Genomic DNA, 15,326 nt, shown 5'->3' with positions numbered 1-15,326 from the left:
CTGCGCAAACCGTTCGGAAAGCGAGGGATGATGCGCCTCGCGGCCCATCGCGATGACCGGACCGATCTCCGCAGCAGCACAGGCGTTCACATTGCCTTCGCTGAAGTAGCCGTTATCGGCGAGTAAATCGTCAACCTTGCCCAATACGTCGGGCAATTCAGCAATCTTGTTCAGCATGGGTTCGAGCTGTTGCTTGTCGTTGGGTGCCTGCACGACTTCCCCCGCAATGACCAGCAGACTGTCGGCCGCCACCACCGCCTGTGCGTTGTAACACTGATCGAACCCGCCCCCCGCCACCGGCATGATGCGGGACGCTTCATCGGTTAAATTGACCTGGTCGGTCGGAAGTGGTCCTGCGACGGGCGGCGCAGGCGGCCCGCCTCTGGGCTTCTTGCCGCTTGCCGCGGTCTTGGCTTCGCGTGCCGCCTGCCTGGCTTCGTATCCGGCCTGCTCGCGCGCATGACGTGCCTTCGCCCGCGCCTCGATCGTGGCCTTTGCGCGGGCAATCGCTGCCAAACGCTGCTCGCGCCGGGCGAGTTCATCGGGGATCGACATGCCGTCCGCCACATCGGCCCGATCGGCCGCCTCAGCTTTTGCCATGAGGTCGGCCACCTCGGCCTTTAACTGCACCTCGATCTTGCCCGCGTGCTCATACGACAGCGCACTATGCCGGCTGGCGTTGGCGTGGATCTTCGTTCCATCCAGCGCCACAGTGCCGAGTTTCAAAACTCCCATCTCGCGAGCCAGGACCAGAACCTGAACGAACAGCCCCTCAATCTGCTTGAGAAAGCGCCGTCGGAACGCCGCAATTGTGTCGTGATCGGGATGCTCGTTGGCGGCGATCACCCGAAACGCCACCGAGTCATAGCTCGCTCGTTCCAGCTTGCGGCTCGAAAAAACCCCGGTGGCATAACCGTAGATGATAATGCCAAGCAGGATTTGAGGGTGGTAGGATGCCTGACCCGAGCCACGATAGCGGCCGGTCATCGCCCGCAAATCAAATCCACCCACCACCTCGACCACAAACCGTGCCAGGTGCCGCTCCGGCAACCACTCGTCCACCGACCGCGGCATCAGGAAGTCCGTATCGCGGTCAATCGGGCGGAAGTTGCTCATGCGCAGGAGGTCCGGGGTGAAAGATGATCGATCCACGCTCGACCCTACCAAACACTTCCGCGTCGCGTTAAGTCCGACACGCTGCTAGAGCAATATGGCTTTAAGCGGAATCACGAAGCGATCCGCAAAGCCATGAAATTGCTCGCCCAAACAAAGGCTGGAGCGTGACCGACTGAAAGTCGTCACGATCCGGCAATCATCCGCCCTTTTTGGGCTGCCCGTCCGACGCCGAATTGTCATATGACAACCAATCGGACCGGCGATAGAGCAGGCCGGCAAACCGAGGAGTTGTCTCATGCCAGCCGATCATGACCCGATTTCCCGCCGCCGCTTCCTTGAAGGCTCGGCCCAGATCGGCGCAGCCTCGCTCCTGGCTGCGACGCCTGCCGTGGCCGCCGCCGCCGCGGACCAGAAACTCGGATTTTTCGTAATCGGCGACTGGGGCCGTCACGGCGCGCATCATCAAACCGCGGTGGGCCGGGCGATGGCAGCCGCGGCGGCGGAATCCGACCCGCGATTCATCGTCTCCGCCGGGGATAATTTCTACGAAAGCGGCGTGACGAGCATTCACGATCCGCAATGGCGGAGCAGCTTCGAGGATGTCTATTCCGAAGCCGCGCTGCAGCGCCCCTGGCACGTCATTCTCGGCAATCACGATTATCGCGGCGATGTCGAGGCGCAGATCGACTATTCGAAGCTGTCGCATCGCTGGCATCTGCCCGCCCGTTATTACACCCGCACCAAAACCCTGCCGGACCGGAGCGACGCGGAGATTTTCTATCTCGATACCTCACCGTTCATCCGTAAATATCTCGGCACCTCCACGCGTATCGAGGGGCAGAATCCGCACGCCCAGCGCGAATGGCTCGATACCGCGCTCGGCCGCTCGACGGCGCGCTGGAAAATCGTGATCGGCCATCATCCGATCTACACGACGCTCGGCGGCGCCGGGCACGACCAGCCGGACCTGATCGCGGCGATCGAGCCTCTGCTGCGCCGGCATCGGGTGAAGCTCTATATCAACGGCCACGACCACACGATGCAGTATGTCGAGATGGGCGGCATCGCCTATGTCACCACCGGCGCGGGGTCCGAGACCTATACGCCGGGCCCGGCGAGCCGCACGGGGTTCGTCTCCGGTGCGCACGGGTTTCTCGCCTGCGCGGCAACGAAGGATGCGATCGGCCTCGATTTCATCGACAGCACGGGACGCAGCCTGTTTCGCAACACGATCACGGCGGCGTAAACTACCGTTCGCGCCACCAGGCCAGGGCGATCAGGACGAAAGCCAGAATCGCCGCCGGCAACGCGGGAAGCAGCGGAATATCGCGCGCGCCGGTGACCAGCCGCGCGCGGCGGCGGTGCAGCAGCCCGCCCCAGCCCGGCTTGGGCGTGCGGCCGAGCCAGACGATGCGCCCGCCCGATCGCCGCGCGAGCGGCGCGAAAATCCGGTCGCTCGCCGCGAGATCGGCGTATTCGGCGGGATCGTCATTCGCCGCACCGGCATAGGCGGTCATTCCGCCGGCGCTGACCCGCCACACGCCGGCGGCGCCAGCCGGGATGCTCGCAGTGAACCGGCCGGGAGCGATGCGATGGAGGGCGAGCGTCGTGGACTTGCCCGATGGATCGGTCACCTGCGCCGAACCGGGCGCACCGCCTTTCAGCGAACGCCGTTCGACGGTGAGCCGGCCTCCCGCAATATGCGCAGTGAGCCGGCTCGCCGCGAGCGCCGGTTCGCCCAGCAGCCAATGCACGGTGCGGCGCAGCAAGGGCTCGGCCGGCCCCGCCATCGCCTCGTCATGGGCGAGAGCACCACGCGCCCAGAGCCAGTATTGGTCCGACAGCAGCATCGCGACCCGGCCCTTGCCTTCATGCGCGAGCACAAGCAGCGGCGCTCCGCCGTCGGCGCCGGGCGTGCGGAGCAGAATGACGCCGCGCACGCGTCGGGCGCTCTCGAACCGATACCAGGGCGCCATCGCCGCGTGCATGAGCGGCGCGGTGACCGGATGGCGCCGCCCTGTCGCGGTGAACGCGGGCGTAAATCCGCCGGTCACCGTGCCCGCGCCATCCGGCAGGGCCGGGAGAATCGGCTCCAGCGGCGAATCCGCGAGGGAGGCGGGCCCTTCGAATTCCGGCCCGGCCTCGATCAGCAGCGCGCCGCCCGCGCGCACATGCGCCGCGATATTGGCGAGATAGGGTGGCAGCAGAAGCCCGTTATTGCTGAACTGGTCGAGGATGATGAGGTCGAACCTGCCAAGATCGCGGTTGAACAACTGATCCACCGGAAACGGGATCAGCGACATGTCATGCACGGGCGCCGCCAAAGCCTCGGAAGGCAGACGAAGGATGGTGAAATTGGCCAGCCGAACGGCGGGGTCGGATTTGAGCAGAAGCCGCCAGGTGCGCAGGCCGGGATTCGGCCCGCCGGCAACCAGGAGAACGGTCAGCCGCCGCCGCACGCCGGTCAGCGTGAACACCGCCTGATCGTTCACCGCCGAAACCTCGCCCGGCAGCTCTGCCGCCGCGATGGCGACCACGGAGCCGCCCTCGTGAGTGACCGGCAGTTTTACCGAAACCGGCCGGTCCGCCGGAGCCTGCAGCCGCGCGACGGTCTTGCCGTCGATCGAGATTTGCACCGGCACCTTCATGCCGCGATCGTCCATGCCATGATCGCTCACCGCGAAGCGCAGCACCACATGATGGCCGACCAGGCCGTAATGCGGCGCGTCGATCAGGGCGAGCGCCCGATCCGTCTGGTTGCCGCGCGCCGGAATCAGCGCCGAGACCGGAACGTTCGAAGGCAGCGGGATCGGTTTATCGGTCACTTCGCCGTCACTGATCGCCACCACCCCGGCGAGGCGTTTGGGCGGGATCGACGACAGGGCATCGCGCAGCACCGCGAAAAACGGCGTGCCGTCATGCCCATTGCCCGCGACGCTCGCCACGACAAGCCTGGTTGATTTCGGCAGCGTATGGACGAGGTGATGGAACGCCGCATCGGCAAGGTGTTCCCGATCGCCGATCGCCATCGAGGGCGAGCGGTCGCGGACGATCACGGCGATATCCGGCAATGGCGCGGTGGTGCGCTCGCGCCAGCGTGGGCCGGCCAGCACGAGAACCAGGAACAGGAGACCGAGCGCCCGCAGCGCCGCGCCGCGCGCCCGGCGGGCGACGCCAGCAGCCGCGATTGCCGCCGCGAGGGTGGCGAGCACGGCCAGAAGCCAAGCCGGGATCAGCGGATCGAAAGTCACGGGGCCGATCACCGAGACAGCCGGCGCAAGATTGCCGGGATCTGCACCTGATCGGATTTATAGGTGCCGGTCAGCGCATACATCACAAGGTTGATGCCGAACCAGGTGGCATGGAGCCGCTGGCCCGGCGTGCCGGGCAGCATGGCGCGCATTGGCGCGCCCGCCCTGTCGGTCGCCCAGGCGCCGGCCCAGTCATTGGCGCCGATCACCACCGGGCTGACGCCGTCGGCGTCGCGGCCGCCTTTCGCCGCAATATAGACCGGCGCGCCGTCGAAACGGCCGGGAAAATGCCGGGTCAGGAAAAACGTGTGGGCCAGGGTGTCGTTGGCCGTGAGCCTCTTGAGCGGCGGAATCGCAAGACAGGCGGTGACGCGCCGCAGCGCCTCCCTTGCACCGGGGTCGAACCCGGCGCCGGAGCCTTGTTCATCCGTTCCGCCGCCATCGGTATCGATCACCAGCAATCCGCCGCTGGCCATGAAAGCGTCGAGCGCAGCGCAGGCATGCTTGCCGGGCGGGGTGGTGGCGCCGGTGACCGGCCAGTAGAGCAGCGGGTAAAGCTGCAGATTGCTGGTCCCCGGCACGACACCGCGCGGCGGCCCGAGCCGTGCCGCCGTCTCCTGGTTCACCGTGTCGGACAGAGCTGCAAGGCCGGCCTTGCTTACCGAATCGATCGCGGCATCGCCGGTTTTCACGTAAGCGAGCGTGGTGGCGAGCGCGGCGGGGGGAATCTCGCCGGCGCGGGCAGTACCGCCCCAGGCCAGGAGAAGAACAGCACCGATCGCCGCGACCCGCAATCGCAACGCACCGCGCAGGATCAGCGAAATCAGCAGATCGGCGCTGAGAAGCAACAGCGCCGCGGCCAGGATCGCGGGACCGAACCGCCGGGCGCGCGGCAACGCGTCGAGCCCGGTCACCGGAACGGTCGCGGGATAATCCGCCGCTTCCGGCAGCGGCACATGGCCGCCGATATCGAGCGCCACCGCGCCGTGCACATTGCCCCACAGGCCGGGCGGATGCGCGGGCGAGACCGGAACCTGGGCCAGACCGGCGGCTTCGATCGGCTGCGCCGCCGAACCGGGCACGACGAGGCGCCCCGCGCCGTCCAGCGCGCGCAGCGGTTTCAGCATGCCGGATTTCGGTGCTTCTCCCATACCGAGCCGGACCAGCCGGCCGATCAGAGCCGGGAAACCTGCGGCGATCGGCCAGTCCGACCACGCCGTATTCGCCGTGGTCAGCACATCGGCCAGAACGCCGCGTCCCTGCCGCACGCCCAGAATGATCGGAGTTCCATCGGCGAGCCGCGCCCAGACCGTCGCGGGGTCGAGCGAAGCTGGATCGGCCAGAATCTGCCGCGTCACCGTGACGGATTTCGGCGCGGGCAGGCCGGCGAGCGGCGAAGCGGGGGCGAAACCCGCGACCGCCTCGGGTTTTCCCGTGGTCAGCGCGCCGCCAAGCGCGCGCACGCCGCGCAACAGCCGGTCTGGCACGAGCGCGTCGGATCGCGTCGCGGTCAGCGGCCCGGCGAATCGGATCACCACGCCGCCATCGTCCATAAACCGCTGCAGCATGCCGATCTCGGGCGGACGCAGTCTTACATCGGCGAGAATAATGGTGCTCGCGCCCGATTCGGCAAGTTGCTCGACCGTTCCCGTGCGTACCGAAGCGCCGGACGGCAGGGCGCGGCGGATATAATAGAGTGCGCCGAGCAGTTTCTGCTCGGGATTCGCCGTCCCGCCCGCCACCAGACCGGCCACGACGCGGCGCGCGCCACTCCCCAGCAATGCGACCCCGCCCGGCGCCGGACGGCCGGGCAGGACGAGCTTCACGACCTTGTTGGCGAGTGCTGCCGGCAAGCCGATCCGGGCTTCCCCTTTCGTGCTGCCGGGCCGGATCGTGATGATCGCCCGCGCCAGCGCGCCGCCGGAGGCATTTTCCGCCAATACCGGCTGGATCACGCGATCGCGCTGGGCGACCACCGCGAGCCGGGCGATCAGCGCCCCGTCACGGGCGATGCGCGGCGGTTTCAGCAGGCGAATTCCCCGCGCCGGCGCGGCGACGATGCGCGCGGGATCGAGGGCGGCGATAAACCTGCCCAGGCCCGGCTGCGCCAACCCGTCCGCGACATAAACGCCGGTGAGATCATGGATGCGCGTCCGCGCGGCGCGCACCGCTGCCAGATCGGCAATGCGATCCGACGGCCAGGGTTCCGCGTCCATCGCGCCGAGTGCCGCCAACGCCTGAGCGCGGGTGAGCACGCCGGTCGCATGCGGCTTCTGCTCCGCTGCATCGGGCGCGGTGGCAAGGAGCGCGACGCCGCGACGCCCGGCCTGTTCGACGATGCGCCGCGCGGCGGCGATCCGCGCCGGAAAATCGGCGGCCGCAGCCCAGCCATTGTCGATGGCGAGCAGGATCGGGCCGGTGCCGGGAAGCAGGCGCGGCGGGACGATTTCCGGTCCGGCGAAACCGAGAATCACGAGGGAAGCGACCAGCAGGCGCAGGATCAGCAGCCAGAGCGGCATCCGCACCGGGCTGCGCTCGGTGGGCGCTATCTCGCGCAACAGCCGCAGCGGCGGAAAGACCTGCCGGCGCGGCGCGGGCGGCGTCGCGCGGAGCAGAAAATACAACGCGGGCAGCAGCAGAAGCCCGGCCAGAACGGCGGGAGCGGCGAAGGACAGCGCGCCGGTCACGCGACCGGCTCCAGCGCGGCGCGGATCGCGGCGAGCGCCGGGCCGGGCGGCGCATCGGTGCGGTGGAAAATCGGAATCAGCCGCGCAGCCTCCGCCGCCGCGACCACGGCGTCGCGCTGCGCGGTGAGCCGGGCGTGATAGGCGTTCGCGATATCCTCCGCGCGGGCGATATCTTCGGGTTTCTCGCTCGCCGCACCGTCGAACAGTACCCGGCCGCGATAGGGAAAATCGCATTCGGCGGGATCGAGCACCTGAACCAGCACGCCACCCCGCTCCGTCGCGCCGCGCGACGCGAGATCGGCGGCGATGAGGCCGGGTTCATCGAGAAAATCGCCGAACAAAGCGAGCCGGCCCGCAACCGGTTTTGCCGTCGTCGGCAACGCAAGCCCGGCGGCAAGGCGCGCGAGCGCGCCCGGTCCCCCGACCGGCTGCATCCGTCCGAACAGCGCGACGCGCTCGCCACCCTCAAAGGCGAGGGCCGCGACCGCCAGCCCGAGCAGAACCGCGCGCTCCCATTTGGTTTCCCGCCCCCGCGCCGAACCCCAGCGCATCCCCGGATGATCTTCGATGTCGAGCACCAGGGTCTCCACCGATTCCCATTCGCGCTCGCGCACATAGAGGCGGTCGCCCCGCGCGCTGCGCCGCCAGTCGATCGCGCGGAGCGAATCGCCGTCGCGCACGTCGCGGTATTGCCAGAACTGCTCGCCCGCGCCTGCACGCCGCCTGCCATGGCGGCCGGGTGCCGTGCTGGCGGCAAGGCGCTGGGCCGCAAGCAGCAATGGCGAAAGGGTTGCGGCGAGGGATTCCGCCGTTGCGATCGTCCGTCCGGCCGGCCCAGGGTCAGCCAAGTGCCTTGGCCACCACGCTCGCGATCAGCGTCTCGACCCCGACGCCCTCGGCCCGCGCGGCAAAGGACAATCCCATGCGATGACGCAGCACCGGAGCCGCGAGTTCCGCCACATCGTCGAGGCTCGGCGCCTCGCGTCCGTCGAGCAAGGCGCGGGCGCGGCAGGAGAGCATCAGCGCCTGCGCCGCGCGCGGACCGGGACCCCAGGCGAGCGCTTCGGCAAGATCGGGAATGATCGCGGTCTCCGGCCGCGCGCCGCGCACCAGGCGAAGAATCGCTTCGAGCACAAGCTCGCCCACCGGCATGGCGCGCACCAGGCGCTGGGCGGCGAGCAGATCATCCGGGCCGAGAGCGGCGGCGGCGCTGGCCTCGTCGGTGCCGGTGGTGGCGAGCAGCATCGCACGTTCGTCGGCAAGTGCCGGATAGTCGATGCGGATTTCGAACAGAAACCGATCGAGCTGCGCTTCCGGTAGCGGATAGGTGCCTTCCTGCTCCAGCGGGTTCTGGGTCGCCAGCACATGGAACGGCGCCGGCAGCGCGCGATTCAGCCCGGCCACCGCGACCCGGTGCTCGGCCATCGCCTGGAGCAGCGCGGACTGGGTGCGCGGACTGGCGCGGTTGATCTCGTCTGCCATCAGCAATTCGGTGAAGACCGGGCCTTCGATGAACCGGAAGCCGCGCGTGCCGTCCGCCGCCTGTTCCAGCACCTCGCTGCCCAATATGTCGGCGGGCATCAGATCCGGCGTGCATTGGATGCGCCGCGTCGAAAGCCCGAGCGACGCGGCCAGCGCCTCGACCAGCTTGGTCTTGCCGAGACCCGGAACACCGACGATCAGCGCGTGGCCACCGGCGAGCAGGGCGGCGAGGCACTGGTCGATCACCGCGTCCTGGCCGATAATCACCCGCCGCACCTCGCTCCGCGCCGAAGCCAGACGTGCCGTGACGGCGGCAAACCGCGCGAGAACGTCTCCACTCGCGGAGAGATCGGCGGTGCCGACATCTTTCTGCAACATACTGGTCATTTGTGATCGCCTGTGTGGTTTCGCCCGATGTTTCCCTTGCCTATATCCGCATGTATGAACGATCGGATCGGAACATAGAGGCCGGGACGGTGAACGACCATTGCGGTACCGCCGGCCGACCAGGATTCCATAGGGCCAAGGACACCATGACGCAGAACGGGATGGGGAACAACGGCACGGCGCAGCAGGCCGAATCTGCCGGCATTACGCTGATTCCGCTCGATCCGGCATCGCGCGGCCTCGGCATGATCCAATCCATGATGCCGCGGCGCGTGCCGGTCGAGTGCGGCGACCTGCCGTTCCTGATCCGGCGGGATGGAAGCTGGCTGTATCGCGGCAGCCCGATCGGCCGAAAATCCATGGTCTGCCTGTTCGCGAGCGTGCTCAAGCGCGACAAGGAGGGCCAGTTCCTTCTCGAAACGCCCGCCGAACGGGGCCGCATCGAGGTGGAGGACGCCCCTTTCGTCGCCGTCGGGCTCGACTGGCATGGCGAGGGAGCATCCCAGATTCTGCATTTCCGAACCAATGTCGATCAGGTGATCACCGCCGGCCCGGCCCACCCGCTGCGCGTGGCCCATGACCTGCTGACCTGCGAGCCGACGCCCTATGTGCATGTGCGCGATGGCGCCGGCACGTTCCCGATCGAGGCACGGATCAGCCGGGCGGTCTATTATGAGCTGGTCGCGCTCGCCGAGCCTGGAATGCGCTACGGCAAGCGCGTGCTCGGCGTCTGGAGCCAGGGGATGTTCTTCTCGCTTGGCGAAATCGCGCACTGCGCCGGCTGAATGGATCAATCATCCGCGCTGATGGACGAGGCGGAGCTGCGCCGCCGCCTTGCCGGCCGGGCGGCGCGCAGCCAGGCGGCCGGTACGGCGCGCGTCGCCGCCGTCCTGGTCGCGATCGAGCCCCGGCGCGGCGTATGGCTCACCCGCCGGGCGGCGAATCTCGCCCATCACGCCGGCCAGGTGGCGCTGCCCGGCGGGTCGCTCGACCCCTCCGACCCCTCGCACGAGGCCGCCGCCTTGCGCGAAGCCGAGGAAGAGATCGGGCTCGATCCCGTATCGGTCGAAATTCTCGGCCGGCTCGACGATTATATCATCGCCACCGGATTTCATATCACGCCGATTACCGCACTGGTCCATGGTCAGCCGCGATTTGCCGCATCGCCCGGCGAGGTGGCGGCGATTTTCCCGCTCGGCCTCGGCGACCTGCTCAACCCCGCCCTGCCCGAATGGCGGCGCGCGCACTGGCGCGGCGGGACGCGGGATTTTCCGGTCTGGCCGCACCCCGACCACGTGATCTGGGGTGCGACCGCCTGGATTCTGTTCCGCCTCGCCGAGGCGCTGCGCGCGCCGGAATAGAAAATCAGTCCACCGGCTGGCCCGGCTTGACCGTGGCCGCCGTCGGCGCGGCGGAGGCGGTCACAGCCGGCTGCATCGGCACCTTGATCAGTTTCGGGTAATTGTAGGCGGCACCGTCGGCCATATCCACGCCCGCGCCGATCACCCCGCCGAAGAGAACATTACCGAAGGCCATGCCCTTGGTGGAAGATGCGACGGTCGCGATTCCAGGCTGATACCCGGCCTTGGCGCATTTTATGTTCAGATTGTCATAGGCACGATGCACCGTGACCGTGCCTGGCGTATTGACGAACCACGTTCCTTTATTGCTTTTCAGCGCACATTGAGCGCCCGCCAGAGATTGGCCCGCTGCCGTGGTCTGAACGGATAAGGTCTGATTGGTGCCATCGACGATCGAAGCGCAGCCGGCGATCGGCAACAGAAACAGGGCCGGCAAAAACCGGCGCGGAAGATTATTGGACATGAAACTCCCCTGATGCAAAATCCGTTTTGGTACGGAAAACCGTGAAACGGCCGCCGTATGCGAAATAATTACAGAACTTTATTAATTTCACAATAACGACGATCCCGATCGGGTCACAGCCGCCCCCGACTGTCTCGCCGGCAAAAAAACCGGCATAGAGCGCGGATGAACGATCCGCGATTGGAAATCCTCTGGAATGCGCTGCCGGAAGCCCGGATCGTCGGCGGCGCGGTCCGCGACATCCTCGCCGGGCGCGAATGCGCCGATATCGATCTTGCGGTCCCGCTGGAACCCGAGGCGGTCGCGCAACGCCTGGCGCAAGCCGGCATCCGCGCGATCCCGACCGGCCTTGATCACGGCACCATCACCGCGCTGATCGACGGCAGGAGCTTCGAGATCACCACGCTGCGCCACGATGTGGCGACCGATGGCCGCCGCGCGACCGTTTCGTTCACCGATGACTGGCGCGCGGACGCGGCACGGCGCGACTTCACGATCAACGCGATGTCGATGGACCGCGCGGGTACGGTGTTCGACTGTTTCGGCGGCCGCGCCGATCTTGCCACCGGCATCGTGCGGTTCGTCGGGGTCGCCGCAGTGCGGATCGCCGAGGATTATCTGCGCATCCTGCGGTTCTTCCGCTTCTTCGCCCGCTATGGGCGCGGCCAGCCGGATGCCGCGGCGATCGCCGCCATCACCGAGTTGCGCAAGGGGCTGGCGCGGCTTTCCGCCGAGCGGGTCTGGCAGGAACTCAAACAGATTTTGACGACGCCCGATCCGCGCACGGCATTGCGCCTGATGGTGCAAACCGGCGTTCTCGGCATCGTTCTCCCCGAATCGGCAGCATTATCGCGATTCGAGGCGGTCCTATCGCGCGAAGCACCGCCCGATCCAATCCTGCGCCTCGCGGCATTGATCGAAACCGACGGCGCCGGTCTCGCCGAGCGGCTGCGCCTGTCAGAGGCCGAGCGGACCCGCCTCGCCGCGCTGCGCATCGCGCCGGATCTGCCGCCCGATATCGAAATCGGCGCGCTGCGCCGCGCGCTGGCCGACACCGAGCCGGACATCCTGACCGGCCGCACCTGGCTCACGCCCGACGATGCCGACCGAACATCCTTGCGCGCGCGTCTCGCGGCGACGCCGCGTCCGATCTTCCCGCTCAAGGGCCGCGACGCGCTGGCGCTGGGGGCCGAACCGGGCCCACCGGTCGGCGAGGCGCTTGCCGCGGCTCGCGCCTGGTGGCTGGCACGGGATTGCGAGCCGGACGCGGAAGCCTGCCGCGTGGAACTGGCACGCAACCTTCACTCGGGCCGGTAGCCGGTCGCGACCAGATATAATTCCCGGCTATCCTTCCGGCTGGCGGCGGGCTTGGCATGGCGCACGGCGGTAAAACGTTGCTTCAGCAGGGCCAGCATCCCGCCTTGCGCGCCTCCCTGAAACAGCTTGGTAACGAATCCGCCGCCGGGTTCCAGCGTCTTGAACGCGAAATCGAGCGCCAATTCGGCAAGCCCCATGATTCTGAGATGATCGGTCGCGGTATGGCCGGTAGTGTTCGGCGCCATGTCCGACAGCACGAGATCGGCCCTGCCACCGAGCGCCGTGCGCAAAGCCGCCTCCATCGCGTCATCCTGGAAATCGCCCTGGAGGAGCGTCGCCCCCGCGATCGGGTCGATCGGCAGCAGGTCGATGCCCACCACCCGCGCCGCACCGCGTTCCAGCGCGATCTGGGTCCAGCCGCCCGGCGCCGCGCCCAGATCGACCACCCGGCTCGCCCGGCCGATCAGGCCGAATTTCTCGTCCAACTCGATCAGCTTGAACGCCGCGCGCGAGCGATAACCCTTCGCCTTGGCGGCCTCGACATAAGGGTCGTTGAGCTGGCGGGTCAGCCAGCGCTGCGAGGAGGGTTTGTGCTTGCGCGCGGTTTTGAGCCGCACGGCGGTGCGGCGCCCCTGAGGAATCTCGTCGGTCATGATCCGTGTTGCTATGCGTTATAGCGGCGATGCCGGCTGCGTGCCGAGCGGATCATCCGCATCAGCATGCCCTCGCGCAGGCCGCGATCGGCCACGGCGAGATCCTGGGTCGGCCACATTTCCTCGATGGCGGCGAAAATCGCGCAGCCGGGCAGCACGAAATCGACCCGGTCGGGGCCGATGCACGGGTGCTGCGCAAGGCCGGCGCGGCCCATGGCGCAGATCGACGCGAGGCCATCGGCCACCTGCCCGCGGGGCAGCACAGCACCGTCGATGGCGCCGCGCCGGTAGCGATCGAGGTTGAGCGCGATGCCGGCAATGGTGGTGACGGTGCCGCTGGTGCCCACCAGCCGCACGCCGCCCTGGCGAATCTCCTGGCCGATTCGGTGAATCTGCTCGAACGGGCGAAGCAGGGCTTTCACCTCGTCCACCACCCCGGCGAAGCCGGCTTCGGTTTCGCACCAGCCGGCGCAACGCTCGGACAAGGTCACCACGCCGACCGGAATCGAGTGATAGCCGATGAGCTGCGGCAAATTCCGGTCCGAGTCGGCGCCCATCCCAGGCACCCGCACCCAGGCGAGTTCGGTCGAACCGCCGCCGATATCGAACAGCAAGGCGCGGCGTTCCGCCTGATTGATCAGCGAGGCGCAGCTTTCCAAGGCAAGACCGACCTCCTCGCGCGGCGAAATGGTCTCCAGCGGCAAGCCGGTGGCGGAACGGGCGCGGGCGACGAAATCGGCACCGTTCTCGGCTTGGCGGCAGGCTTCCGTCGCGATCGCCCTGATTTCGGCGACCTGCCAGCGTTTGAGGCGCTCGGCACAGATCGCCAGCGCGTCGACCGCGCGATCCATCGCGGAGTCCGAAAGAACGCCGGTCCGATACAGCCCCTCGCCGAGCCGGACGACCCGGCTGAAACTGTCGAGCACGTGGAAAGCCGGACCGCTCGGCACGCCCACCAGCATGCGGCAATTATTGGTGCCGAGATCGATGGCGGCGAAGGCCGGCGGCCGGGTACGGCGTTGGGGCGAGGCAAAGCGGTCGACACCGCGACGCTCGGTGGTGCTCCGGCCGCTGACCGGGTGGATCGGCAGGGCTACGTCGCTTGCCATGACCCTTATATAATGGCCGCACCCATGGCCGGAGAGCAAGTCAGAATTGCATCATCGCGAAAATCGGCGGCCCGCACGACGATGGTTGCCTCGCGCACAGGCTGGTGCTAGCTCCGGCTCAGCCATGATCGGCACGCCCGTGCGTGGCCGATATTGGGGGATAGTTTAGCGGTAGAACTCCCGGCTCTGACCCGGGCAGCCTTGGTTCGAATCCAGGTCCCCCAGCCATATCTCGTATTTTGCAAATTCCATCCCTTCGGCCGCTTCGAGATGGGTGGCCTTGGCGATGATTTCTGCAAGGATATCAAAGAGTTCTTTGAACTCGACGGTGAGCGCGCCGTGCTTTCAGGTGCAGTTCGAAAGTAGGAAATTCAGCAGCCTACGCTTCTCGCTCGCGGGCTGACGGCACAGGGCCTGGGCACGCAGGCGATCATGGCGGCGACGGGCAAGTCCAAGCCGTGCGTCTGGCGCTGGCAGGAACGCTTCATGGTCGAGGGCGTGGATGGCTTGCTCAGAGACAAGAGCCGGCCGCCGGGGATCGCCCCTCTCGACAAGGCGCTGATCGACAAGGTCGTCAAGCTGACGCTGGAGCCGCCTGACCACGAGGCCACGCACTGGACGGTACGCGCGATGGCCAAGGCCGTAGATATCGCCGCATCATCGGTGGTGAAAATCTGGCACGATCACGGTCTGGCACCGCATCGTTGGCGCAGCTTCAAGCTGTCCAACGACAAGGCCTTCGCCGAGAAGCTGCACGATGTCGTCGGGCTGTATGTGTCCCCGCCGGCCCACGCCATCGTGCTGTCGGTCGATGAAAAGAGCCAGATCCAGGCGCTCGACCGCACCCAGCCCGGCCTGCCACTGAAGCGGGGCCGCGGCGCCACCATGACCCATGATTACAAGCGCAACGGAACCACAACCCTGTTCGCCGCGCTCAACATCCTCGACGGGTCGGTGATCGGCCGCAACATGCAGCGGCACCGGCATCAGGAATTCATCCGTTTCCTGAACGCCATCGAGGCAGAAATGCCCAGGGACAAGGCCATCCACGTCATCCTGGACAATTACGCCACCCACAAGCAGCCCAAGGTCCGCGCCTGGTTGGCCAGGCATCCACGCTGGACCTTCCACTTCGTCCCGACGTCCTGCTCGTGGCTCAACGCCGTCGAGGGTTTCTTTGCCAAACTCACTCGCCGACGCCTGAAAAACGGTGTCTTTCATTCCGTCGTCGACCTGCAGGCCGCCATCAATCGCTTCATCAAGGAGCACAATGGCGACCCCCGACCGTTCGTCTGGAAGGCAGACCCCGGCGAAATTATCGCCGCCGTCCGGCGAGGGCACCAAACGTTGGAATCAATCCACTAGGGTGTGTCGTCATTTGACCGGGGGGATTCCGGCGCGACCGTTTTCCTGATTCATAGCAGATCAGCATTCCGAAAGGCTGATCGATGGGGCGTTATGGGCTGAGGGCTGACCAATGGGAGCGGATTGCGCATCTTT

At 67.2% G+C, this 15,326-nt stretch carries 12 protein-coding genes, 1 tRNA gene and 1 pseudogene; 6 read left to right on the top strand and 8 right to left on the bottom strand.

The window, feature by feature from the left end:
* Positions 1-1,116, bottom strand: a 1,116-nt coding sequence (locus tag AiwAL_RS18130; protein WP_262313247.1) for an IS1182 family transposase, incomplete at its 3' end; no start/stop codon positions are given.
* A 295-nt stretch (positions 1,117-1,411) separates the two neighbouring features.
* On the opposite strand from AiwAL_RS18130, the gene AiwAL_RS18125 reads away from it, so the two are divergent.
* Positions 1,412-2,362 carry a metallophosphoesterase gene (locus AiwAL_RS18125; protein WP_262313246.1) on the top strand — a complete coding sequence of 317 codons (951 nt, stop codon included), beginning with the start codon at positions 1,412-1,414 and terminating at the stop codon, positions 2,360-2,362.
* 1 nt (position 2,363) lies between these two features.
* Here the strand turns inward: AiwAL_RS18125 and AiwAL_RS18120 are convergent, their stop codons facing one another.
* Genes AiwAL_RS18120 through AiwAL_RS18105 form a run of 4 tightly spaced genes read right to left on the bottom strand, consistent with a single transcriptional unit; the run spans position 2,364 to position 8,923 of the window.
* Positions 2,364-4,367 carry a hypothetical protein gene (locus tag AiwAL_RS18120; RefSeq protein ID WP_262313245.1) on the bottom strand — a complete coding sequence of 668 codons (2,004 nt, stop codon included), beginning with the start codon at positions 4,365-4,367 and terminating at the stop codon, positions 2,364-2,366.
* Positions 4,368-4,375: 8 nt separating this feature from the next.
* Positions 4,376-7,054, bottom strand: a complete 2,679-nt coding sequence (locus AiwAL_RS18115; protein WP_235705852.1) for a DUF4159 domain-containing protein — start codon at positions 7,052-7,054, stop codon at positions 4,376-4,378.
* Positions 7,051-7,902, bottom strand: coding sequence for a DUF58 domain-containing protein (locus AiwAL_RS18110; RefSeq protein ID WP_235705853.1), 852 nt, complete (start codon positions 7,900-7,902; stop codon positions 7,051-7,053). Before AiwAL_RS18110 ends, AiwAL_RS18115 begins: the two co-directional genes overlap by 4 nt.
* Positions 7,895-8,923: a MoxR family ATPase gene (locus tag AiwAL_RS18105; RefSeq protein WP_235705854.1), complete on the bottom strand. Its 1,029-nt coding sequence runs from the start codon at positions 8,921-8,923 to the stop codon at positions 7,895-7,897. The genes AiwAL_RS18110 and AiwAL_RS18105 overlap by 8 nt, the downstream gene beginning before the upstream one ends.
* 245 nt (positions 8,924-9,168) lie before the next feature.
* On the opposite strand from AiwAL_RS18105, the gene AiwAL_RS18100 reads away from it, so the two are divergent.
* Together AiwAL_RS18100 and AiwAL_RS18095 are read left to right on the top strand one after the other, a co-directional pair.
* Positions 9,169-9,708 carry a DUF1285 domain-containing protein gene (locus AiwAL_RS18100; protein WP_235705868.1) on the top strand — a complete coding sequence of 180 codons (540 nt, stop codon included), beginning with the start codon at positions 9,169-9,171 and terminating at the stop codon, positions 9,706-9,708.
* Positions 9,709-10,284, top strand: a complete 576-nt coding sequence (locus tag AiwAL_RS18095) for a CoA pyrophosphatase (protein ID WP_235705855.1) — start codon at positions 9,709-9,711, stop codon at positions 10,282-10,284. It begins immediately after the preceding gene.
* A 4-nt stretch (positions 10,285-10,288) separates the two neighbouring features.
* Here AiwAL_RS18095 and AiwAL_RS18090 read toward each other — a convergent pair whose 3' ends face one another.
* Positions 10,289-10,747 (bottom strand): hypothetical protein, encoded by a 459-nt coding sequence (locus AiwAL_RS18090; RefSeq protein WP_262313244.1) that lies wholly within the window; start codon positions 10,745-10,747, stop codon positions 10,289-10,291.
* Positions 10,748-10,912: 165 nt separating this feature from the next.
* Between AiwAL_RS18090 and AiwAL_RS18085 the strand changes: the two genes are divergently transcribed.
* On the top strand, positions 10,913-12,064 hold the full coding sequence (locus tag AiwAL_RS18085; RefSeq protein ID WP_235705859.1) for a CCA tRNA nucleotidyltransferase: 1,152 nt from the start codon (positions 10,913-10,915) through the stop codon (positions 12,062-12,064).
* Here the strand turns inward: AiwAL_RS18085 and AiwAL_RS18080 are convergent.
* Positions 12,049-12,717 carry an RlmE family RNA methyltransferase gene (locus AiwAL_RS18080; protein ID WP_235705861.1) on the bottom strand — a complete coding sequence of 223 codons (669 nt, stop codon included), beginning with the start codon at positions 12,715-12,717 and terminating at the stop codon, positions 12,049-12,051. The two genes, AiwAL_RS18085 and AiwAL_RS18080, sit on opposite strands and share 16 nt — an antisense overlap.
* Before the next feature lie 11 nt (positions 12,718-12,728).
* The gene (locus tag AiwAL_RS18075) at positions 12,729-13,826 is read right to left on the bottom strand and encodes a Ppx/GppA phosphatase family protein (protein WP_235705866.1); all 1,098 of its coding nucleotides are present in this window, start codon (positions 13,824-13,826) and stop codon (positions 12,729-12,731) included.
* A 154-nt stretch (positions 13,827-13,980) separates the two neighbouring features.
* On the opposite strand from AiwAL_RS18075, the gene AiwAL_RS18070 reads away from it, so the two are divergent.
* Positions 13,981-14,054 (top strand) — tRNA-Gln (locus AiwAL_RS18070).
* A gap of 171 nt (positions 14,055-14,225) precedes the next feature.
* Positions 14,226-15,191 (top strand): annotated as a pseudogene (locus AiwAL_RS18065) (IS630 family transposase); the annotation flags it as partial.
* Between the last annotated feature and the right edge of the window lie 135 nt (positions 15,192-15,326).

Source organism: Acidiphilium sp. AL, from assembly GCF_025499445.1.
GTDB classification, from domain to species: domain Bacteria; phylum Pseudomonadota; class Alphaproteobacteria; order Acetobacterales; family Acetobacteraceae; genus Acidiphilium; species Acidiphilium iwatense.
Note: the sequence above shows the minus strand (reverse complement) of the source record. Positions and strands in the feature narration are given on the sequence as shown.